At 65.8% G+C, this 19,864-nt stretch carries 22 protein-coding genes; 18 read left to right on the top strand and 4 right to left on the bottom strand.

Going from position 1 to position 19,864, the window contains the following annotated elements:
* The first annotated feature begins 233 nt into the window (after positions 1 to 233).
* From sdhC to sdhA, 3 genes are read left to right on the top strand one after another with little or no spacing between them, the layout of a single operon-like run.
* The gene (sdhC, locus tag ASG07_RS10685) at positions 234 to 578 is read left to right on the top strand and encodes a succinate dehydrogenase, cytochrome b556 subunit (protein WP_236694637.1); all 345 of its coding nucleotides are present in this window, start codon (positions 234 to 236) and stop codon (positions 576 to 578) included.
* Positions 578 to 955: a succinate dehydrogenase, hydrophobic membrane anchor protein gene (gene sdhD / locus ASG07_RS10680; protein ID WP_055845775.1), complete on the top strand. Its 378-nt coding sequence runs from the start codon at positions 578 to 580 to the stop codon at positions 953 to 955. Before sdhC ends, sdhD begins: the two co-directional genes overlap by 1 nt.
* The gene (sdhA, locus tag ASG07_RS10675) at positions 955 to 2,757 is read left to right on the top strand and encodes a succinate dehydrogenase flavoprotein subunit (protein ID WP_055845773.1); all 1,803 of its coding nucleotides are present in this window, start codon (positions 955 to 957) and stop codon (positions 2,755 to 2,757) included. The genes sdhD and sdhA overlap by 1 nt, the downstream gene beginning before the upstream one ends.
* Before the next feature lie 125 nt (positions 2,758 to 2,882).
* On the opposite strand, the gene ASG07_RS10670 is transcribed toward sdhA, so the two are convergent.
* Genes ASG07_RS10670 through ASG07_RS10660 form a run of 3 tightly spaced genes read right to left on the bottom strand, consistent with a single transcriptional unit; the run spans position 2,883 to position 4,466 of the window.
* The gene (locus ASG07_RS10670; protein ID WP_055845770.1) at positions 2,883 to 3,206 is read right to left on the bottom strand and encodes a DUF5615 family PIN-like protein; all 324 of its coding nucleotides are present in this window, start codon (positions 3,204 to 3,206) and stop codon (positions 2,883 to 2,885) included.
* On the bottom strand, positions 3,203 to 3,436 hold the full coding sequence (locus tag ASG07_RS10665; RefSeq protein ID WP_055845767.1) for a DUF433 domain-containing protein: 234 nt from the start codon (positions 3,434 to 3,436) through the stop codon (positions 3,203 to 3,205). Before ASG07_RS10665 ends, ASG07_RS10670 begins: the two co-directional genes overlap by 4 nt.
* A 31-nt stretch (positions 3,437 to 3,467) precedes the next feature.
* A complete protein-coding gene (locus ASG07_RS10660; RefSeq protein WP_055845763.1) occupies positions 3,468 to 4,466 on the bottom strand; it encodes an SDR family oxidoreductase in 999 nt (332 codons plus the stop codon).
* A gap of 151 nt (positions 4,467 to 4,617) precedes the next feature.
* Between ASG07_RS10660 and ASG07_RS10655 the strand changes: the two genes are divergently transcribed.
* The 15 genes from ASG07_RS10655 to ASG07_RS10590 all read left to right on the top strand — a co-directional run bounded on the left by ASG07_RS10655 (position 4,618) and on the right by ASG07_RS10590 (position 18,716).
* The gene (locus tag ASG07_RS10655; protein ID WP_055845759.1) at positions 4,618 to 5,199 is read left to right on the top strand and encodes a ClpP family protease; all 582 of its coding nucleotides are present in this window, start codon (positions 4,618 to 4,620) and stop codon (positions 5,197 to 5,199) included.
* Between the two features lie 72 nt (positions 5,200 to 5,271).
* Entirely contained in the window at positions 5,272 to 6,051 is a 780-nt protein-coding gene (locus ASG07_RS10650; RefSeq protein WP_055845756.1) for a succinate dehydrogenase iron-sulfur subunit, read from the top strand.
* 8 nt (positions 6,052 to 6,059) lie between these two features.
* Positions 6,060 to 6,503: a PaaI family thioesterase gene (locus tag ASG07_RS10645; protein WP_055845754.1), complete on the top strand. Its 444-nt coding sequence runs from the start codon at positions 6,060 to 6,062 to the stop codon at positions 6,501 to 6,503.
* Between the two features lie 190 nt (positions 6,504 to 6,693).
* Positions 6,694 to 7,794 (top strand): cell division protein ZapE, encoded by a 1,101-nt coding sequence (gene zapE / locus ASG07_RS10640; protein ID WP_055845751.1) that lies wholly within the window; start codon positions 6,694 to 6,696, stop codon positions 7,792 to 7,794.
* Between the two features lie 108 nt (positions 7,795 to 7,902).
* The gene (gene mdh / locus ASG07_RS10635; RefSeq protein ID WP_055845748.1) at positions 7,903 to 8,865 is read left to right on the top strand and encodes a malate dehydrogenase; all 963 of its coding nucleotides are present in this window, start codon (positions 7,903 to 7,905) and stop codon (positions 8,863 to 8,865) included.
* 51 nt (positions 8,866 to 8,916) lie between these two features.
* Positions 8,917 to 9,225 (top strand): GIY-YIG nuclease family protein, encoded by a 309-nt coding sequence (locus ASG07_RS10630; protein WP_443024605.1) that lies wholly within the window; start codon positions 8,917 to 8,919, stop codon positions 9,223 to 9,225.
* 55 nt (positions 9,226 to 9,280) lie between these two features.
* Positions 9,281 to 10,165: a succinate--CoA ligase subunit alpha gene (sucD, locus tag ASG07_RS10625; RefSeq protein ID WP_055845745.1), complete on the top strand. Its 885-nt coding sequence runs from the start codon at positions 9,281 to 9,283 to the stop codon at positions 10,163 to 10,165.
* 77 nt (positions 10,166 to 10,242) lie between these two features.
* Positions 10,243 to 13,212, top strand: coding sequence for a 2-oxoglutarate dehydrogenase E1 component (locus tag ASG07_RS10620; protein WP_055845742.1), 2,970 nt, complete (start codon positions 10,243 to 10,245; stop codon positions 13,210 to 13,212).
* Positions 13,213 to 13,266: 54 nt separating this feature from the next.
* Positions 13,267 to 14,469 (top strand): 2-oxoglutarate dehydrogenase complex dihydrolipoyllysine-residue succinyltransferase, encoded by a 1,203-nt coding sequence (gene odhB, locus ASG07_RS10615; protein ID WP_055845740.1) that lies wholly within the window; start codon positions 13,267 to 13,269, stop codon positions 14,467 to 14,469.
* Between the two features lie 27 nt (positions 14,470 to 14,496).
* Positions 14,497 to 14,991, top strand: a complete 495-nt coding sequence (locus tag ASG07_RS10610) for a DUF1877 family protein (RefSeq protein WP_236694636.1) — start codon at positions 14,497 to 14,499, stop codon at positions 14,989 to 14,991.
* A gap of 17 nt (positions 14,992 to 15,008) precedes the next feature.
* Positions 15,009 to 16,415, top strand: coding sequence for a dihydrolipoyl dehydrogenase (lpdA, locus tag ASG07_RS10605; RefSeq protein WP_055845733.1), 1,407 nt, complete (start codon positions 15,009 to 15,011; stop codon positions 16,413 to 16,415).
* Positions 16,416 to 16,669: 254 nt separating this feature from the next.
* Positions 16,670 to 16,981: a hypothetical protein gene (locus ASG07_RS10600; RefSeq protein ID WP_055846144.1), complete on the top strand. Its 312-nt coding sequence runs from the start codon at positions 16,670 to 16,672 to the stop codon at positions 16,979 to 16,981.
* 113 nt (positions 16,982 to 17,094) lie between these two features.
* Positions 17,095 to 17,769 carry a DUF4893 domain-containing protein gene (locus ASG07_RS10595; protein ID WP_055845731.1) on the top strand — a complete coding sequence of 225 codons (675 nt, stop codon included), beginning with the start codon at positions 17,095 to 17,097 and terminating at the stop codon, positions 17,767 to 17,769.
* A gap of 556 nt (positions 17,770 to 18,325) precedes the next feature.
* Positions 18,326 to 18,472 carry a hypothetical protein gene (locus tag ASG07_RS17235; protein ID WP_156361829.1) on the top strand — a complete coding sequence of 49 codons (147 nt, stop codon included), beginning with the start codon at positions 18,326 to 18,328 and terminating at the stop codon, positions 18,470 to 18,472.
* Between the two features lie 52 nt (positions 18,473 to 18,524).
* A complete protein-coding gene (locus ASG07_RS10590) occupies positions 18,525 to 18,716 on the top strand; it encodes a hypothetical protein (RefSeq protein ID WP_156361828.1) in 192 nt (63 codons plus the stop codon).
* Positions 18,717 to 19,321: 605 nt separating this feature from the next.
* On the opposite strand, the gene ASG07_RS10585 is transcribed toward ASG07_RS10590, so the two are convergent.
* The gene (locus tag ASG07_RS10585; protein WP_055845726.1) at positions 19,322 to 19,750 is read right to left on the bottom strand and encodes a hypothetical protein; all 429 of its coding nucleotides are present in this window, start codon (positions 19,748 to 19,750) and stop codon (positions 19,322 to 19,324) included.
* Positions 19,751 to 19,864: the final 114 nt, after the last annotated feature.

Raw genomic sequence — 19,864 nt, 5'->3', positions numbered from 1 at the left:
GTGGTGTCCCCGAAATGCGATGGACGGGGCGTATCGCAAAGAGGTTAACCTGGAGTAAGGATCGCGACCGCCCTGTCCCGCCTGCGGTCGGCATGTCCTTGCATCCGCGCGCGCCGCATCATAGGCGGGACGAAACAGCCGTTCACCCGCGACGAGGACCATCCGCCTTGGCATCCCGCAATCCCGCCCGTCCGTTATCCCCGCATCTGGGCATCTGGAAATGGGGCCCGCACATGCTGGTCTCGATCCTGCACCGCGTCACCGGCAGCGGCATGGCCACCGTCGGTGCGCTGCTGCTGGTCTGGTGGCTGGCGGCGATCGCCGGCGGTGCCGAAAGCTATGCGACGTTCCGCGACGTCTTCACGGTCGACGCGGGCGGCCTCAACATCCCGGGCTTCGTGGTCGCGATCGGGCTGACGCTGTCGCTGTTCCAGCACATGATGACGGGCATCCGCCACCTCGTGCTCGACACGGGCGCGGGGTACGAGCTGAAGACGAACAAGACCTATGCCATGCTGACGATGGTCGCGTCGGTGACGCTGACCGCGCTGTTCTGGCTCTATCTGGGGATGAAGTGATGCGCTCCTCGCTCGGCCGCGTGCGCGGTCTCGGTTCGGCCAAGGAAGGCGCGCACCATTGGTGGCAGCAGCGGCTGACCGCGGGATCGAACTTCCTGCTGATGTCATGGCTGCTGATCTCGATCGCGCGCCAGCCCGCCTATGACTATATGACGATGCGGCTGTGGCTGGAAAGCGCGTGGGTCGCGATCCCGATGGCGCTGCTGGTCCTGTCAGTGTTCTGGCATTTCCGCATGGGGTTGCAGGTGGTGATCGAGGATTACCAGCACGACGCCAGCCGCGTGGTGTTCATGGTCGCGCTCAACTTCTTCGTGGTGGCGCTGGGTGGCACCGCCATCTTCGCCATCCTCAAGATCGCCTTCGGAGCCGCAGCATAATGGTCGCCTCGTACAAGATCATCGACCACACCTACGACGCGGTCGTGGTGGGCGCGGGCGGCTCCGGCCTGCGCGCGACGATGGGCATCGCCGAGGCGGGCCTGAAGACCGCCTGCATCACCAAGGTGTTCCCGACCCGCTCGCACACCGTCGCGGCGCAGGGCGGCATCGCCGCCTCGCTCGGCAACAACTCGCCCGATCACTGGTCGTGGCACATGTACGACACCGTCAAGGGTTCCGACTGGCTCGGCGATCAGGACGCGATCGAGTATCTCTGTCGCGAGGCTCCGCAGGCGGTCTACGAGCTGGAACATGCCGGCGTGCCGTTCAGCCGCAACGAGGACGGGACGATCTATCAGCGTCCGTTCGGCGGCCACATGCAGAATATGGGCGAAGGCCCGCCGGTGCAGCGCACCTGCGCCGCCGCCGACCGCACCGGCCACGCGATGCTGCACGCCCTGTACCAGCAGTCGCTGAAGTACGACGCGGACTTCTACGTCGAATATTTTGCGCTCGACCTCATCATGGAAAACGGCGTCTGCCGCGGCGTGATCGCGCTGTGCATGGAAGACGGCTCGATCCACCGCTTCCGCGCGCATCAGGTGGTGCTGGCGACGGGCGGGTACGGCCGCTGCTATTTCTCGGCAACGTCGGCGCACACCTGCACCGGCGACGGCAACGCGATGGTGCTGCGTGCCGGCCTGCCGTTGCAGGACATGGAATTCGTCCAGTTCCACCCGACCGGCATCTACGGCGCGGGCGTTCTCATCACCGAGGGCGCACGCGGCGAGGGTGGCTATCTGACCAACTCGGAGGGCGAGCGCTTCATGGAGCGCTATGCCCCGTCGGCGAAGGACCTGGCGTCGCGCGACGTCGTCTCGCGCTCGATGGCGATGGAGATGCGCGAAGGCCGCGGCGTCGGCGAGCACAAGGACCACATCTTCCTCCACCTCGATCACATCGATCCGAAGGTGCTGGCGGAGCGGCTGCCGGGCATCACCGAGACGGGCAAGATCTTCGCCGGCGTCGACCTGACGCGTCAGGCGCTGCCGGTCACGCCGACCGTCCACTACAATATGGGCGGCATCCCGACCAACTATCACGGCGAGGTCGTGCGTCTGAAGGATGGTGACCCCGACAGCATCGTTCCCGGCCTGTTCGCGGTCGGGGAGGCGGCGTGCGTCTCCGTCCACGGCGCCAACCGGCTCGGCTCCAACTCGCTGATCGATCTCGTGGTGTTCGGCCGCGCGACCGGCCTGCGCATCAAGGACCAGCTGAAGCCCGGCACGCCGCACAATCCGCTGCCCAAGGGTTCGGAGGAGATGGCGCTGGGCCGGCTCGACACGTTCCGCCACGCCGCCGGTAGCTCCCCGACCGCGAAGCTGCGCGTCGAGATGCAGCGCACCATGCAGAAGCACTGCGCAGTGTTCCGCGACAGCGCGCTCCTGACCGAGGGCGTCGCCCAGATGGAGAAGATCTATGCCGGCCTGCAGGACGTGTCGGTCAAGGATCGCTCGCTGATCTGGAATACCGATCTGGTCGAGACGCTGGAACTCGATAACCTGATGGCGCAGGCATCGGTGACGATCAAGGCGGCGGAAAACCGCAAGGAATCCCGCGGCGCCCACATGCACGAGGACTTCCCCGAGCGCGACGATGCCGGCTGGATGAAGCACACGCTGACGACGTTCGACGGCTGGGGCGGCAAGGGCGGCGGCGTCGCGATCGATTATCGCCCGGTCCACGACTATACGATGACCGACGACATCGACTACATCAAGCCGAAGAAGCGGGTGTATTGATCGGGACGGGCGGTGGCTGCGGCCGCCGCCCGTGCGGTCGCCGGCAGGATGACCCCTGCGGGCGATGCTCGTCCGTCGCGGCGAACATCGGCTCCGATCGAGTTACTCCGTAGGCATCGCCGGCGTCACCTGACCTCGACCAGTCGCTCACCGGTCGTCAGCATTCCGACGATCGTTGGCCAACGCGCTTGCAGCCAAACGGTCAAGGCACGATTTGTGGCGTTGCCGACACGCAGCCACAAGAGAACAAAGCGATCCGGCAACCGGAGCAGCAGGAAGTCCTCATCCTTGCTGACAAGGATCAGATTCCCCTGTTCGGCGTAGTTTGCGATTTCCCGGTCGGCGGCACCGATCATACCAACATCGATGACATGGATCGCCTCATGTCCCTTGTACATCAACCAGCCGCACAATGCCGGTGGAAGCTGTGCATCGACGAGGAACTTCACTCAGCAGCCATAACGATCGGATGATTGGCGGCGTGGGCCGCGAATGACAGGCATGCCCGGATATCCGCCTCAGAGATGTAAGAAAAATCCGCGACGATCTCTGTCTCTGTTGCACCTCCGGCCAGCATCTCCAGAATATCGCTTACCCGCATGCGCGTACCTGCGATAACGGGACGCCCGCCGCAGACGCCCGGATCAATGGCGATGCTGTCGAAGTCCGGAAGCTGCATAAGCGGATGATCGATTAATCCGGGCCCATCGTCAACCGCGCCGCCGTCCCGCCAGCACCGCCGCGGTCACCGCCACGATCCCGATCGCCGCCGTCGTCTTCGGATGTAGCGCCGCCGCTGTGTACACGCTGGTCTTTCGGGCCGCGGGGTGTTCGCCGGATCGCACCTCCCCCGCCCGGACGCCCCATTTCAGGTTGCTTGGGCCCGGCTGTTCCTTGTGGCGATCGACGAAGCTGCGCGCTGCGATCGGGGCCAGCTTCTCGTACAGGGCCGGAAAATGCGCCGCGAACAGTGCCTGCATCCGGCCCGCGCCGCCCACCGTCACCTCGCGCCGGGCGTGCACAGCGCAATCGAGGATCGCGTCCGCGACCAGTTGCGGATCATAGGCCGGGGGCGGGATCTGCGCCTCGCCGCCCTCGTGATTGGCGGCATGCTGTCCGATCGGCGTGTCGATGCCGGACGGCTTCACCAGCGTCACCACGATCGGTTCGCCCGCCGCCGCCAGTTCCATCCGCAGCCCCTCGACATAGGCCTTCACGGCATGCTTCGATGCGGCATAGGCCCCCATCACCGGGCTCGCCATATCGGACACGATCGACGCGACGGTGATGAGCGCACCGCCCTGTCGGCGCAGATGCGGCACCGCGGCCTGGCACCCGTGCACCGTCCCGAAATAGTTGGTCCGGAACAGCCGTTCATGCTCGTCGTCGGACGTTTCCAGCAGTTTGGCATAGATCGCGACGCCGGCGTCGTTGATCCAGGTGTCGATCCGGCCGAACCGCTCGACGGCATGCGCCGCCGCCGCTTCCAGCCCGGCACGGTCGCCGACATCGGCGGCCTTGCCGGCGACCGAACATCCCTCCGCCTCCATCTCCGCGACGATATCGCGCAGCACGTCCTCCGATCGCGCCACCAGCACGACCTTTGCGCCCGCCCGTGCGGCGGTCCGTGCGGTGGCAAGGCCGATGCCGGAGCTTGCGCCGGTGATGACGATGACCTGTTCGGCGAGCGGCTTGAGCGTCACGGACATGCGATTTCCTTTGGCGGATGATGCTCGTGGCAACCGGGCCGGAATGCGCTGGTTCCCGGCAACCACCTGAAAAGGATACATAAGTGATGAGGCGCCAAAGATATCTATGTCCGCGGCGGAACCAGTACCGGCGCAGGCGGTTCGCCGCGCCATGACCGACACCTCTCCCGCCAGCAACGCGCGCAACTATCCGTTGCTCGCCAGTCCCCACATCCAGCTCTACGGTCCGGTCAACGAGGCGATGTACGCCACGTTCAAGGACCAGTTGGCCGCCGCGCCCGGGGACGGCCCTCTCGTCCTGTCGCTCACGACGCTGGGCGGCGATCCGGAAATGGCGAGGGCGATGGGCGACTCGATCCGGCTACTGCGGGACTACACCGGACGCGAGACGCTGTTCCTGGGCAAGGTCGCGGTCTATTCCGCCGGCGCGACGCTGATGGCGGCGTTCCCCGCCGACAGCCGCTTTCTGACCAAGAACAGCCGCGTGATGATCCACGAGCGGCAGATGCAGTCGACCATTCAGCTCAACGGGCCGCTCAACAGCCTGTCATGGACGCTGAAGGCGAAGCTCCACGAGATCGAGGATTCGATCAACATCCAGAACGAGGGGTTCGAGGACCTGATACGCGGCACGCGCGTGACGATGGAGCAGTTGCTGGAGAAGGCTCCGGCCAACTGGTACATCGAGGCGGAGGAGGCGCGATCGCTCGGTCTGGTGCTCGACGTTATCTGAATGCGAAAACGGGGTTGGCCCGGCGGCCTTGCGTGATGTAACGCGGGTCGACATCCTCGATCGGAAAGTTTCATGGCCGAATTCCGCCTGCCCAAGAACAGCGTCGTCAAGAAGGGCGCGACGCACCCGGCGACCTCGCAGGGCCGGCTGAAGAAGTTCAAGGTCTATCGCTACGATCCCGACAGCGGCGAAAATCCGCGCTACGACAATTTCGAGGTCAATCTGGACGAGTGCGGGCCGATGGTGCTCGACGCGCTCATCAAGATGAAGAGCGAGCAGGACTCGTCGCTGACCTTCCGCCGCTCCTGCCGCGAGGGGATCTGCGGTTCGTGTTCGATGAACATCGACGGCAAGAACGGGCTCGCCTGCACGACCGCGATCGAGGACGTGAAGGGCGAGATCCGCATCACGCCGCTGCCGCATATGGACGTCGTCAAGGACCTCGTTCCGGACTTCACGCACTTCTACGCGCAGTACAGCTCGATCAAGCCGTGGTTGCAGACGGTCACCCCGCCGCCCTCCGGCAAGGAGCGGTTGCAGTCGCCGGATGACCGCAACAAGCTCGATGGCCTGTACGAGTGCATCCTGTGCGCGTGCTGCTCGACGTCCTGCCCCAGCTATTGGTGGAACAGCGACAAGTTCCTCGGGCCGGCGATCCTGTTGCAGGCGTATCGCTGGCTGGCCGACAGTCGCGACGAGATGACCGGCGAGCGGCTGGACGAGCTGGAGGATCCCTTCCGCCTCTACCGGTGCCACACGATCATGAACTGTGCGAATGTCTGCCCCAAGGGTCTGAACCCCGCCAAGGCGATCGCCGAGATCAAGAAGATGGAAGCCGAGCGCGTCGTCTGACGCCTGCCGTGCAGGATCATTTCGTCGACGCCGAACTGCCCGGCGAACCCGGTTGGCGAAGCTGGGATGCGGTCGACCAAACGCGCTTCAATGCGCTGCTCGGATCGATCGCGTACCGGCTTGAAGGGAATACCGCCCGCGTGCGGATGCACCCGCAGCGCCGGCACTCGAACATTCGCGACACCGTCCATGGCGGGGCGATCCTCGCCTTCGTCGACGTGGCGCTGTTCGCCGGTGCGCGCGCCTTCGGCTTGCTCGAGGCGGGCACCGCGGTGACGCTCGGCCTGGATACGCAGTTCATCGGCGGCGGGATCATCGGCCAGCCACTCGACGCCGAGGTCGAACTTCTCCGCGAAACCGGCCGCCTGCTGTTCCTGCGCGGGCTGGTGACCCAGGGCGATACCAGGGTCGCCGCATTCTCCGGCACGGTGCGGAAGCCGACGCTGCGGTAGCGTATTGGCGTCATGCGCGGGTCGCGGGAGGCGGGTAACGTCGTCAAGGCCGCCACGCGCGGAGGCTTAACGATCTCGACTTTTGCCGCCACCGCCGTCACTGCGCAGGTGCATCCGTCGACCGTCGCGTGCGGAGAAATCCACCTCAATCGCTCCTGTCAGGCGAGCGGAGCCGAAGAAGCGAACCAGCATGCCCAACGTCCTCGCCGCCTATGACGCGCTCGTCGCCGCGGGCGAACTCCGCCCCGACGGCGCTCAGGCGGACGCCGCGCGCCGGTTGGACGCGCTGGCCACTGCGCTGGAGAACCCGCCGGCCACCGGCCTGTTCGCCCGCCTGACCGGCCGCCGCCCCGAAAGCCCTCGCGGCAACTATCTGTGGGGCGACGTCGGTCGCGGCAAGTCGATGCTGATGGACCTGTTCTTCGAGCATGTGGACATCCCGGCGAAGCGCCGCGTCCACTTCTCCGAATTCATGATCGAGGTGCACGGCCGCATCGCCGTCGAGCGCCGCAAGGAGGTCGGCGACCCGATCCTGCCCGTCGCCGCCGCGCTCGGCGAGGAGGCGCGGCTGCTGGCGTTCGACGAGATGATGGTCACGAACAGCCCCGACGCGATGATCCTGTCGCGGCTGTTCACCGCGATGATCGGCGCGGGCGTGACGATCGTCGCCACGTCGAACCGCGCGCCGACGGACCTCTACCGGAACGGCCTCAACCGCGAGCATTTCCTGCCGTTCATCGCGTTGATCGAACAGCGGCTGGACGTGCTGTCGCTGCGCGGCCCGGTCGATTACCGCCGCGACCGGCTGGGATCGCAGGACACATGGCTGGTGCCGAACGGTCCGGAGGCGACCGCCGACCTGTCGGCCGCCTTCTTTCGCCTGACCGATCACGAGGTGACCGAGCCGATTCCCTCGGAGGACCTGCCGGTGCAGGGCCGCACGCTGCACGTCCCCAAGACGCTGAAGGGCGTCGCCGTCTTCTCGTTCAGGAAATTGTGCGGCGAAGCCAAGGGCGCGGCCGACTATCTCGCGATCGCCCGCCGCTATCACACGGTCATCCTCGTCGGCATTCCGAAGCTCGGCCCGGACAACCGCAACGAGGCCGCGCGTTTCGTCCAGCTCATCGACGCGCTGTACGAACACAAGGTCAAATTGCTCGCCGCCGCGGACGCCCAGCCCGACCAGCTCTACCCCACGGGCGACGGCCGGTTCGAATTCGAACGCACCGTCAGCCGGCTGGAGGAGATGCGGTCGGATGAGTATCTTTGTGCCGGACACGGGCTCGACTGAGCCTGTTGCTATTGCAAGACGCTTGCAATAGGTGCAATTTAGAGGTTGCCCTGAGGGCCGAACAGGCGTAACCGCCCCGTCCAATCACTCGGCACGGAGACGGATTGGATGGCCCGCAAGAAGATCGCGCTGATCGGCGCCGGTAATATCGGCGGCACGCTCGCCCATCTCGCGGCCCTGAAGGGGCTCGGCGATATCGTCCTGTTCGACGTGGTCGAGGGTGTGCCGCAAGGTAAGGCGCTCGACCTGTCGCAGTGCGCGCCCGTCGAAGGCTTCGACGCGGAGATCAAGGGCTCGAACGATTACGCCGACATCGCCGGCGCGGACGTCATCATCGTCACCGCCGGTGTCGCGCGCAAGCCCGGCATGAGCCGCGACGACCTGCTCGGCATCAACCTGAAGGTGATGAAGGCGGTCGGCGAGGGCATCAAGGCCAACGCCCCCGACGCGTTCGTGATCTGCATCACCAACCCGCTCGACGCGATGGTCTGGGCGCTGCGCGAGTTTTCCGGCCTGCCGACGCACAAGGTCGTGGGCATGGCGGGCGTGCTCGACTCGGCGCGCTTCAGCCACTTCATCGCCGACGAGTTCAAGGTGTCCGTGAAGGACGTCTCGACCTTCGTGCTGGGCGGCCACGGCGACACGATGGTCCCGGTCGTCCAGTATTCGACCGTCGCCGGCATCCCCGTCCCCGACCTCATCAAGATGGGCAAGTCGACGCAGGAGAAGATCGACGCGATCGTCAAGCGCACGCGCGGCGGCGGCGGCGAGATCGTCGGCCTGCTCAAGACCGGCTCGGCCTATTACGCGCCCGCTACCAGCGGCATCGCGATGGCGGAGGCGTATCTGTTCGATCAGAAGCGCCTGCTGCCCTGCGCCGCCTATGTCGACGGCCAGTACGGGCTGGACGGCCTGTATGTCGGTGTCCCCGTCGTGATCGGTGCCGGTGGCGTCGAAGAGATCGTCGAGATCGCGCTGGATGATGAAGCCAAGGGCAATTTCCAGGTGTCCGTCGACGCGGTCAAGGAACTGCTGGTGGCGTGCAAGGGGATCGATGGTTCGTTGAACTAACCCGAACCCGGAGGGGCCTACCACCCCGGCGAAGGCCGGGGTCCATTCTGGGTGAAGGACGTGATGGAAAGGCAAGCCTTCGTCTACATCATGGCCAGCGGCCGGTACGGTACGCTCTACCTGGGTTCGACGGTGAATCTTGTGAAGCGGATTTGGGAACATCGCAACGGCGTCGTTCCCGATTTCACCAAGCGCTATGATTGCAAGCTGCTCGTCTGGTACGAGGCGTGTGGCGAGTGGGAAACGGCAAGGCAGCGCGAGCTGCAGATGAAAGGGTGGAAGCGAGACTGGAAAGTGCGAGAGATCGAAGGGCTGAACCCCGATTGGGCCGACCTGTACGACCGTATCGCTCTACCATGATCGTCTTCCCGACTGGACCCCGGCCTTCGCCGGGGTGGACAGGATTGGAGATCAAATGAGCATCCTCGTCGACCGCAATACCAAGGTCATCACCCAAGGCATGACCGGCGAGACCGGCAGCTTCCATACCAAGGCGGCGCTGGAATACGGCACGCAGATGGTCGGCGGCGTCACGCCGGGGAAGGGCGGCACCGAGCATCTCGGCCTGCCCGTCTACAACACCGTCGCCGAGGCGAAGGCGAAGACCGGCGCGACCGCGTCCGTGATCTACGTGCCGCCGCCCTTCGCGGCGGATTCGATCCTCGAGGCGATCGACGCCGAGATCCCGCTGATCGTCACGATCACCGAAGGTATCCCGGTGCTCGACATGGTCCGCGTCAAGCGGGCGCTGTCGGGATCGAAGTCGCGCCTTATCGGCCCGAACTGCCCCGGCGTGCTGACCCCCGGCCAGTGCAAGATCGGCATCATGCCCGGCTCGATCTTCAAGCAGGGCTCGGTCGGCGTCGTCTCGCGCTCCGGCACGCTGACCTATGAGGCGGTGTTCCAGACCTCGAACGCCGGCCTTGGCCAGACCACCGCGGTCGGCATCGGCGGCGATCCGGTCAACGGCACCAACTTCATCGATGTGCTGGAACTCTTCCTCGCGGACGAAGCCACCCAGTCGATCATCATGATCGGCGAGATCGGTGGCGACGCCGAGGAGCAGGCGGCGCAGTTCCTGATCGACGAGGCGAAGCGTGGCCGCAAGAAGCCGATGGCCGGCTTCATCGCGGGCCGCACCGCGCCTCCGGGCCGCCGCATGGGCCACGCCGGCGCGATCGTGTCGGGCGGCAAGGGCGACGCTGAGAGCAAGATCGCGGCGATGGAAGCTGCCGGGATCAAGGTCGCGGCGTCTCCGTCGGAGCTGGGCTCGACCCTGCTGGAAGTGTTGAACGGCTGAACCGGACCGTGGTCCCCGCGCAGGTGGGGACCCGGTGCCGGGCTCCCGCCCTCGCGGGAGCACAAGAGGACAGTGACATGGGCTACGAAGGCCAGGATTTCAGCGACATCGCCTCGGGCGTCAGCCCGGCGTTCATCGAGGGCTTGTACGCGAAGTACCAGTCCTCGCCCGGCGACGTCGAACCCGGCTGGCGTGCCTTCTTCGAAGGGTTGGAGAACGGCGCGCAGGGGCCGAGCTGGCAGAGCGACCGCTGGCCGCTGACCAGCACCGACGACCTGACCGCCGCGCTCGATCCGACCCAGATGGAGCCCGCGCCGAAACCCGCGAAGGGCGGCAAGCCCGCCGCCGCCGCTCCGGCCGCCGCCGCCCCGTCGAAGGACGACATCGTCAAGGCGGCGGGCGATGCGATCCGCGCGCAGCTGCTGATCCGCACCTACCGCGTCCGCGGCCATCTCGCCGCCAATCTCGATCCGCTCGGCCTGTCCAAGCGCGAGATGCCGGACGATCTGAAGACCGAATATTACGGTTTCTCCGATGCCGACATCGACCGCCCGATCTATCTCGGCGGCACGATGGGGTATGACTGGGCGACGATCCGCCAGCTCGTCGACACGCTGCGCAAGAATTACTGCGGCAACGTCGGCCTCGAATACATGCACATCGTCGATGTCGAGGAACGCCGCTTCCTGCAGGAGCGGATGGAGGGGCAGGACAAGGCCATCGACTTCACGCCCGAAGGCAAGAAGGCGATCCTGACCAAGGTCGTCGAGGCGGAGCAGTGGGAGAAGTTCCTCGGCCGCAAGTATGTCGGCACGAAGCGCTTCGGGCTCGACGGCGGCGAGAGCATGATCCCAGCGCTCGAAAGCATCATCAAATATGGCGGCCAGATGGGCGTCAACGAGATCGTGTTCGGCATGGCGCATCGTGGCCGGCTGAACGTCCTCGCCAACGTCATGGCGAAGCCGTTGCGCGTGATCTTCCACGAATTCGCGGGCGGCAGCGCCAACCCCGACGACATCGGCGGCTCCGGCGACGTGAAGTACCATCTCGGCACCTCCACCGATCGTCAGTTCGACGGCCAAAAGGTGCATATGTCGCTGGTCGCCAACCCGTCGCATCTGGAGGCGGCGGACCCCGTCGTCCTCGGCAAGACGCGCGCGATCCAGACGATCGCCGGCGACCTGAAGGATCATACCGGCGCGCTGCCCGTGCTGATCCACGGCGACGCGGCGTTCGCGGGGCAGGGGATCGTCTGGGAATGCCTCGGCTTCTCGGGCATCCGCGGCTACAACACCGGCGGCTGCGTCCACTTCATCATCAACAACCAGATCGGCTTCACGACCAGCCCGCAATTCGCGCGCTCGTCGCCCTATCCGTCGGACGTCGCGAAGGGCGTTCAGGCGCCGATCTTCCACGTCAACGGTGACGATCCGGAGGCGGTGACCTTCGCGACGAAGATGGCTATGGAATTCCGCCAGACCTTCCACCGCGACATCGTCATAGACATGTGGTGCTATCGTCGCTTCGGTCACAACGAGGGCGACGAGCCGTCCTTCACGCAGCCGCTGATGTACAAGGCGATCAAGGATCACGCGCCCGTCAGCGAGATCTACGCCAAACGCCTCGTCGGCGAAGGTGTCGTCGATCAGGCGTGGGTGGACGAGCAGGTTAACCGCCACGTCACGCTGCTGGAAGGCGAGTTCGAGGCGGGCGCGTCGTACAAGCCCAACAAGGCGGACTGGTTCGCGGGCCGCTGGTCCGGCCTGTCGGCACCTGCCGAGGGCGAGTCCAGCCGTCGTAATATCGAAACCGGCCTGTCGACCAAGCTGTTCGACTCGCTCGGCCGCACGCTGACGACGATCCCCGACAGCATCCAGGTCCACAAGACGCTGAGCCGCGTGCTCGACGCCAAGCGGCAGATGTTCGCGACCGGCAGCAACTTCGACTGGGCGACCGGCGAGGCGCTGGCGTTCGGGTCGCTGCTGTCGGAGGGATACGGAGTTCGCCTGTCGGGCCAGGATTCGGGCCGCGGGACCTTCTCGCAGCGTCATGCGGTGTGGATCGACCAGACCGACGAACACAAGTTCGTGCCGCTTCAGGGTATCGAGCATGGCCGGTTCGAGGTGCTGGACAGCCCGCTGTCCGAATATGGCGTGCTCGGCTTCGAATATGGCTATGCGCTGGCCGATCCGAAAACGCTGGTCCTGTGGGAGGCGCAGTTCGGCGACTTCGTCAACGGCGCGCAGATCATGATCGATCAGTTCATCGCGTCGGGCGAAGCCAAGTGGCTGCGCGCCAACGGCCTCGTCATGCTGCTGCCGCACGGATACGAAGGTCAGGGTCCGGAGCATTCGTCGGCGCGGCCGGAACGCTTCCTGCAACTGTGCGCGGGCGACAATATGCAGGTCGCGAACTGCACGACGCCGGCCAATTACTTCCACCTGCTGCGCCGGCAGATGCACCGCAATTTCCGCAAGCCGCTGATCGTGATGACGCCCAAGTCGCTGCTCCGCCACAAGCTGGCGGTGTCGAGCGCGGCGGAGTTTCAGGGCGACACCCACTTCAAGCGCATCCTGTCCGACACCAACGGCGCGCCGGATGCGACGACGAAGCGGCTCGTGCTGTGCACCGGCAAGGTCGCCTACGACCTGATCGAGGCTCGCGATGCGGCCGGCGACACGGAGACGCAGATCGTCCGGATCGAACAGCTCTATCCGTTCCCCGGTGACGCTTTGGCGACGCGGGTGGCGCGGATGCCGAACCTCGAAGAGGTGATCTGGGCGCAGGAAGAACCGAAGAATCAGGGTTACTGGTTCTTCGTCGAACCCCTGATCGAGGAGTCGCTGGGCAAGGCGAACGCGACGGTCCGCCGCGCGCGCTACGCCGGCCGCACCGCCGCCGCATCGCCGGCGACCGGCCTGATGAAGCGGCACCAGACCGAGCAGGGTGCGCTCGTCGCTGACGCGCTCGGCCATTCGGTCCGCGACGAGATCCGCCGCAGCCGCGACGCCGAGACGACGAAGAAGGCCGGCAAGGCCGCAAGCTAACCCACCCAGTACTGGGCTCCCGTCCTGTCGGGGGCACAACGAAGGCAGAAGATCATGGCAACCGAAGTTCTGGTCCCCGTTCTGGGCGAATCGATCACCGAAGCGACGCTCGGCGAGTGGCTGAAGCAGCCGGGCGACAAGGTCGCTGCGGACGAGCCGATCGCGTCGCTGGAAACCGACAAGGTCTCCGTGGAGGTTCCGTCGCCGGTCGCCGGCGTGATGGGCCAGCATGCCGTGTCGGTCGGCGACACGGTGCAGGTCGGCGCGATGATCGCGACGATCGACTCGGGTAACGGTGCCGCCGCCGCCCCGACCCCTGCACCCGCAGCCGCCCCGGCCCCTGCTGCCGAGCCCGAGGCGACCGGCGACACCCCGGCCGCGCTGTCGCCGTCGGTGCGCCGTGCGGTGCTGGAACACGGTGTCGATCCCGCGACGATCAAGGGCACCGGCAAGGACGGCCGCCTGACCAAGGAGGACGTTGCCGCCGCGGCCTCGTCCAAGCCGGCGACGACGTCGGCTCCGGCCGCACCCGCCGCCGCGGCTCCCGCGACGGGCGGCCGCAAGGAAGAGCGCGTCAAGATGACGCGTCTCCGCCAGACGATCGCCAAGCGCCTGAAGGAGGCGCAGAACACCGCCGCGATGCTGACGACGTTCAACGACGTCGACATGACCGCGGTGATCGAGGCGCGCGCCAAGTACAAGGATCTGTTCGAGAAGAAGCACGGCGTCCGCCTCGGCTTCATGGGCTTCTTCGTGAAGGCCGCGACGATGGCGCTGAAGGACATCCCCTCGGTCAACGCCTCGATCGAGGGCGACGAGATCGTCTATCACGACTATGCCGACATCTCGGTCGCGGTGTCGTCACCCGGCGGCCTTGTCGTCCCCGTCATCCGCGATGCGCAGGACCTGTCGGTCGCCGGCATCGAAAAGACGATCGGCGACTTCGGCAAGCGCGCCAGGGACGGCGCGCTCAAGATGGACGAGATGAAGGGCGGTACCTTCACCATCTCGAACGGCGGCGTGTTCGGCTCGCTGATGTCGACCCCGATCATCAACCCGCCGCAGTCCGCCGTGCTCGGCCTCCACCGGATCGAGGACCGCCCGGTCGTCGTGAACGGGCAGGTCGTCGTGCGCCCGATGATGTACCTCGCGCTCAGCTACGACCACCGCCTGATCGACGGCCGCGAGGCGGTGACGTTCCTCGTCGCGCTGAAGAATGCTATCGAGGATCCGACCCGCATTCTGATCGACCTGTGAGGTAGCGAGGGAGTAAAGCCCGTGGGAATGGTGATGTACCTTCGCCGGGCGACTCCCGAGCAGCTCGGCCGGGCAGCGTTGGAACCTGATGTCGTGGAAAGCATCGTCTTCCCCGAAGAGTATTCGGATTCCGACTCCGGTCTGATTGATTTCGACAAGGCGTGGAATGCCTTGCACTTCATACTGACGGGCGAGGTGTACGGGACCGGTCACCCGCTGGGCATCATCGCCGATGAAACACCGTTCGTGCGGACCGGCGAAATCGGCTCGTTCGAATACTCGATCGTCACGCCTTCGCGGATGGCAGCCTTTGCGGCCGCGCTCTCTGCGGTCGCCGACGAAGTGCTGGCCGCTCGCTACGATCCGCAAGCGATGATGGCCGCCGACGTGTATTTGGCCGATGTCTTCCTAGATGGGGGTTCGGACGCGCTTGGTTATGTTATGCAGGGCGTTCCTGCGCTGCGCGAATTTGCCGCTGATTGTGCGGCGGCTGGCGACGGAGCCATCAGGGTCCTCGCTTGATGATACGGGAACAGAGAATGGCTGACGAACAGCAGTACGACTATGACGTCCTCGTGATCGGCTCTGGCCCCGGCGGCTATGTCGCCGCGATCCGTGCCGCGCAGCTCGGCCTGCGCACGGCGTGTGCGGAGAGCCGCGAGACGCTGGGCGGCACCTGCCTCAACGTCGGCTGCATCCCGTCCAAGGCGCTGCTGCACGCGTCGGAACTGTACGCGGAGGCAACCGGCGGTCACCTCGCCAAGTTCGGCGTCGACATCCAGGGCGCGACCCTCAACCTCGACCAGATGCACGCCGAAAAGGCGAAGGCCGTCAAGGAACTGACCGGCGGTATTGAATTCCTGTTCAAGAAGAACAAGGTGACGTGGCTGAAGGGCCGCGCGGCGTTCCAGGACGGCCATACCGTCAAGGTCGGCGACCAGACCGTCACGGCGAAGGATATCGTCATCGCCACCGGCTCGTCGGTCACGCCGCTGCCCGGCGTCGAGGTCGACCAGAAAATCGTCGTCGACTCCACCGGCGCGCTCGCACTGCCCAAGGTGCCGGAGCATCTGGTCGTGATCGGCGGCGGCGTCATCGGCCTCGAACTCGGTTCGGTCTGGAAGCGTCTCGGCGCGAAGGTCACCGTCGTCGAGTACGTCGATCAGATCCTGCCCGGCTTCGACGGAGAGGTCCGCAAGGAGTCGGCCAAGCTGTTCAAAAAGCAGGGCTTCGAACTGATGACCTCGACCAAGGTCACCGGCGTCGCCGTCAACGGCGACCGCGCCACCGTGTCGATCGAGCCGGCCGCGGGGGGGGAGGGCACCACGCTCGACGCCGATGCGGTGCTGGTCGCGATCGGCCGCAAGCCCAATATCGACGGCCTGAATCTGGAAGCGGCGGGCGTGCAACTTACCCAGCGCGGGCAGGTCGGCATCGACCATGATTTCCGTACCAACGTCGACGGCATCTGGGCGATCGGCGACGTCGCCCCCGGCCTGATGCTCGCGCACAAGGCGGAGGACGAGGGCGTCGCGGTGGCGGAGAACATCGCCGGCCAGACCGGGATCGTGAACCACGACGTGATTCCCAGCGTCGTCTATACGATGCCGGAAATCGCCGGCGTCGGCCTGTCCGAGGAAGCCGCGAAGGAAAAGGCCGGCGAGATCAAGGTCGGCAAATTCCCCTTCGCCGCCAACAGCCGCGCCAAGACCAACCGCGACACGGACGGCTTCGTAAAGGTCATCGCCGATGCCAAGTCGGACCGCGTGCTGGGCGTCTGGATCATCTCCTCGCTCGCCGGCACGATGATCGCGCAGGCGGCGCAGGCGATGGAGTTCGGCGCGACGTCGGAGGATATCGCCTACACCTGCCACGCTCACCCGACCCACGCGGAGGCGCTGAAGGAAGCCGCCATGGCTGTGCAGGGCAAGCCGATCCACATCTAGCCGCAACGGGAGTGCGCCTGAGTGCACTCCCGCGAAGGCCGGCCGGCGGCGCCGAGAGCGCCGACCGACGGCACGGCTTCGCCGTGACGCCCCTTCTACCTCCCCCTCTTTTTTGTACGAAGCAAGTTCGAAGCGCCGGGCTTCCACCAGGTTCCACCGCGGACCGCGCTGCGATCGCCACCACGTCGGCGATCGCCCTGTTCCGGCAAAGCCGGGCCCCTATATCGTTGACACACCGCCGGATCGATCATCGCATGCCGCCCCGCGCCACCCTCGAAGCCGACTGGCTCCATCTGACCCGCACCATGCTCCCGGCGCTGGCGAAGGACCGTCACTGGCCGGTCAGCGCGGACCATTGTTTCCAGCGCATCCTGCTCGACACGGTCTGCGGCGGCCCGTGGTACGATCACGTCGCCGGCCGTCCCGCCTATCGCTATATCGCCGCCGACCGCCTCGACGCCGCGATCCGGCTCGGCCGGGCGGTCGCGGAAGGCTCCGCCGACCTGCACGCCCTCAACCGCGCGTCGCTCGGCTGGCGCGGCAAGCGTCGGCGGCCCGACGCATGAACGCCCTCCATCCGTCGCACGGTCGGTCGGCGTTTACCTTTTGTTAACCAGCCCCGTTTACGTTTCATCAACACCTCACCCGCCATCGACGAACCCCCAAGGAGCCTCGCGCCATGAACCGCGTAGCCGTGACCATCGCGCTTGCCCTTCCGTTGTCCGCCGTTTCGCTGTCCGGCTGCGCGCATCGCCCCCGTCCGACGGTCGCGGTGGAGGCCGCCGCGCCCCGGCCCACCGGCTGGCGCGCGCTCGCATCGGCGGAGGATCAGGCGCGGATCGATGCTCTTCCGCGCCGCTGGGCGGAGGCGAAGACCCGCATCACCCGTCGCTACGCCGGCAAGGTCACGGCGGAAGGCGCGCTGCTCGACCCCGCCGGTGCGCTGCCCCTGCCTTCGCTTCCGCCGGGGCCCTATCGCTGCCGCCTGGTCCGGCTCGGCGGCACCGCGCCGATCGCCAGCTTCAAACCCGATTTCTGTTACATCGAGGGTGACGCGAAGGGTGTCGCCTTCACCAAGGTCGACGGTGCCAACCTGCCCGGTGGCTGGCTGTTCGAGGACGGTGCGACCCGTCAGGTCCTGCTCGGCGGCACCCGCCGTCACGCGAATCAGCAATCGCCGGGCTACGGCACCGATCCCGCCGGCGACGTCGCCGGCATCGTCGAGCGTGTCGGCCCGTTCCGCTGGCGGCTGGTGCTGCCGAAGGCGGGCCGGGGGGCGCTCCTCGACATCTACGAACTCGTCCCCGTCCCCCCCGCCGTTCCCGGCGCGACCCCGGCGGTCGCGGGGAAATAGGCACCGTCACCTCGCCACGGTCGCGGGGGAGCGGCAAGCAGCACGATGGTTCCGTTACCGTCCTGCACCATCAAGGATGAGCGCCTTTCGGCGCTACGGCGTCTCTCGCTCTCCAAATCGACCGTTCATCCCGGGACACCGCCGGGACCACGCCTCGGAGACATTGCCGCCGTGATGTCCGTCGGCCTTGAGTACCCCTCGACTGTCCGATCGACGCTCCCGCATGGAACGAAGCGAATGTCCGATCACGCCCTCTTGTGGACATTCATCGAGCGTAGCATGTTGCCCAAATGAGCAAGCGATCTGGCGTACCGCACACCGATACCGACCTGGACAAGCTGACCGGCGAAGAGCTACAATCCGAGCTTGATCGCACTCGTATACGCCTTAGCATCGCGTCTTCCGCTAAGGTTGCAAAACAATGGCACCAACGCACTCATTGGCTTGAAGCGGCTATCGCGAGGCGGGCCCAATCGAAAACGCCCAAAGCCGGTCATCCATGATCTTTGTCGAATTTCCCAATTGCTGCCATTCGTTAAAGCGGTAGGTTCCCTTAATGGACTTCGTAACCTTCATCGCTGAAGATGTTGTCCGTTGGATCGATGATAAATTCGGTCGAGCGGCTTCATGGATCGTAAGCATCCTTGCCGTTCTGGCGCTGACTGTCGGCGCAATCACCATTGCCGTTTACTTGATGGGCTGATGTCAAGATCGTCCCAATTGCAGACATTCGTCCTGCTGTGCAGAGTGACGGCATGACGCGTTTGGCGCTGATCGGGCTGGCCATCTTCTTCTGCGCATTGTTTGCACGCGGATTGATGCTCGGCGTGATGCCAAGCCGCTTTGGCACAGCTTCCCGGCGTGATTCTCCAATCCGCTTTGCTGTGAACAGAATGTTGATCGCCGCGCTCGGCTGCGCCTGCCTCTTTGGCGCAATGGCCCTCTAAGAAAAGGATGCGGGTGAACGGCCGGTTTCCCCCAAACTATCGCCGTCGGGGTGGGCGGAGCAGAACATCTGCCCCACCGATTTGCCAGGCGTTCCCGCTCATCGTGACCTGACAATGGTAGCACGCTGATCCGTCACCACTGTTGTACCACTCATGACGGCCGCCTGCGGCTACGCAGTCGCTCCCCTTGGCGGCGAAGCCAGGATCAATCAGCCAGAAGGGCGAGCGCTGCCGCAACCATGTGCGTCGCCGATATGGATCGCGGGACAGGATCGAGATGTCTTCCACGGGATCATTGTGCCCATCGTTGGCAACGTCCGCAATCCGTGGTTCGTGCCGTAAACAGACCGGTCGCTATCCACCAAACGCAGACATCCCCACAACATCACCTTTTCGGGCGCAGCGCGTCGGCGTCTAGACGGCGCAGGGCCACCTACCGTTGCAACGGTAGGTAAGATGGACTGGAACCGACATCAGGCCGAACCTCTGATCTGTGTTCGGCCTGAGCGATCTCGAACGCCAACGAGCGGACGCCATTGCCCGACGATGCGCAGCACGAAAACGGACAAGAGGGTCTTTTCGGAGATCCGCCCGGCGACGCGCCGTTACGCCTTCTTCCCGCCGAACAATCGACCGAGCACCTGCTCCGCCGCCTGCGTCAGCGCATCGGCGATCACCTGCGGGTCGGGGGTGCGCTGAGTGCCCTGGGGCGTGCCCTGCGGGGGCGGTGAGGGCGGGGTAGGGGGCGCCGCCGGCTCCGGCGCGGCAGCGGCCTCCGCCGCCTTGGTCCGCTCGCGCCCGGCATTGACGATCGCCGCGCTCGCCGCCGCCGCCGCCATCGTCAGCCCCGCCGCCAGCACCTCGCGCCCGGCCGGCGTGTTCGCCTGCGCCAGCAGCGCCTCGCCCCGGTCGAGCATCGCCTCGCCTTTCTGCCGCAATTCCTTTGGCAGCTTTACGCCGCCGATCCGCTTGGGGATGCGTTTGGCCCTGTTGCTGCCGCCCTTGCCCGTCGTCCTGTCCGCGTCCTTGGCCATAAAGTGCTCCGCTCTGGTGTATTGGAAAGATAGGCCACCTCTTTGCCGGCGCAAGGCTGACCCGGCGTGGCCGCGTGAGCTCTGTTTCGAATCCGTCATGAAAATGAGGACGGG

Source organism: Sphingomonas sp. Leaf343, assembly GCF_001423765.1.
Lineage (GTDB): Bacteria > Pseudomonadota > Alphaproteobacteria > Sphingomonadales > Sphingomonadaceae > Sphingomonas.
The sequence above is the reverse complement of the archived record's forward strand: the minus strand, read 5'-3'. Positions and strand labels throughout refer to the sequence as shown.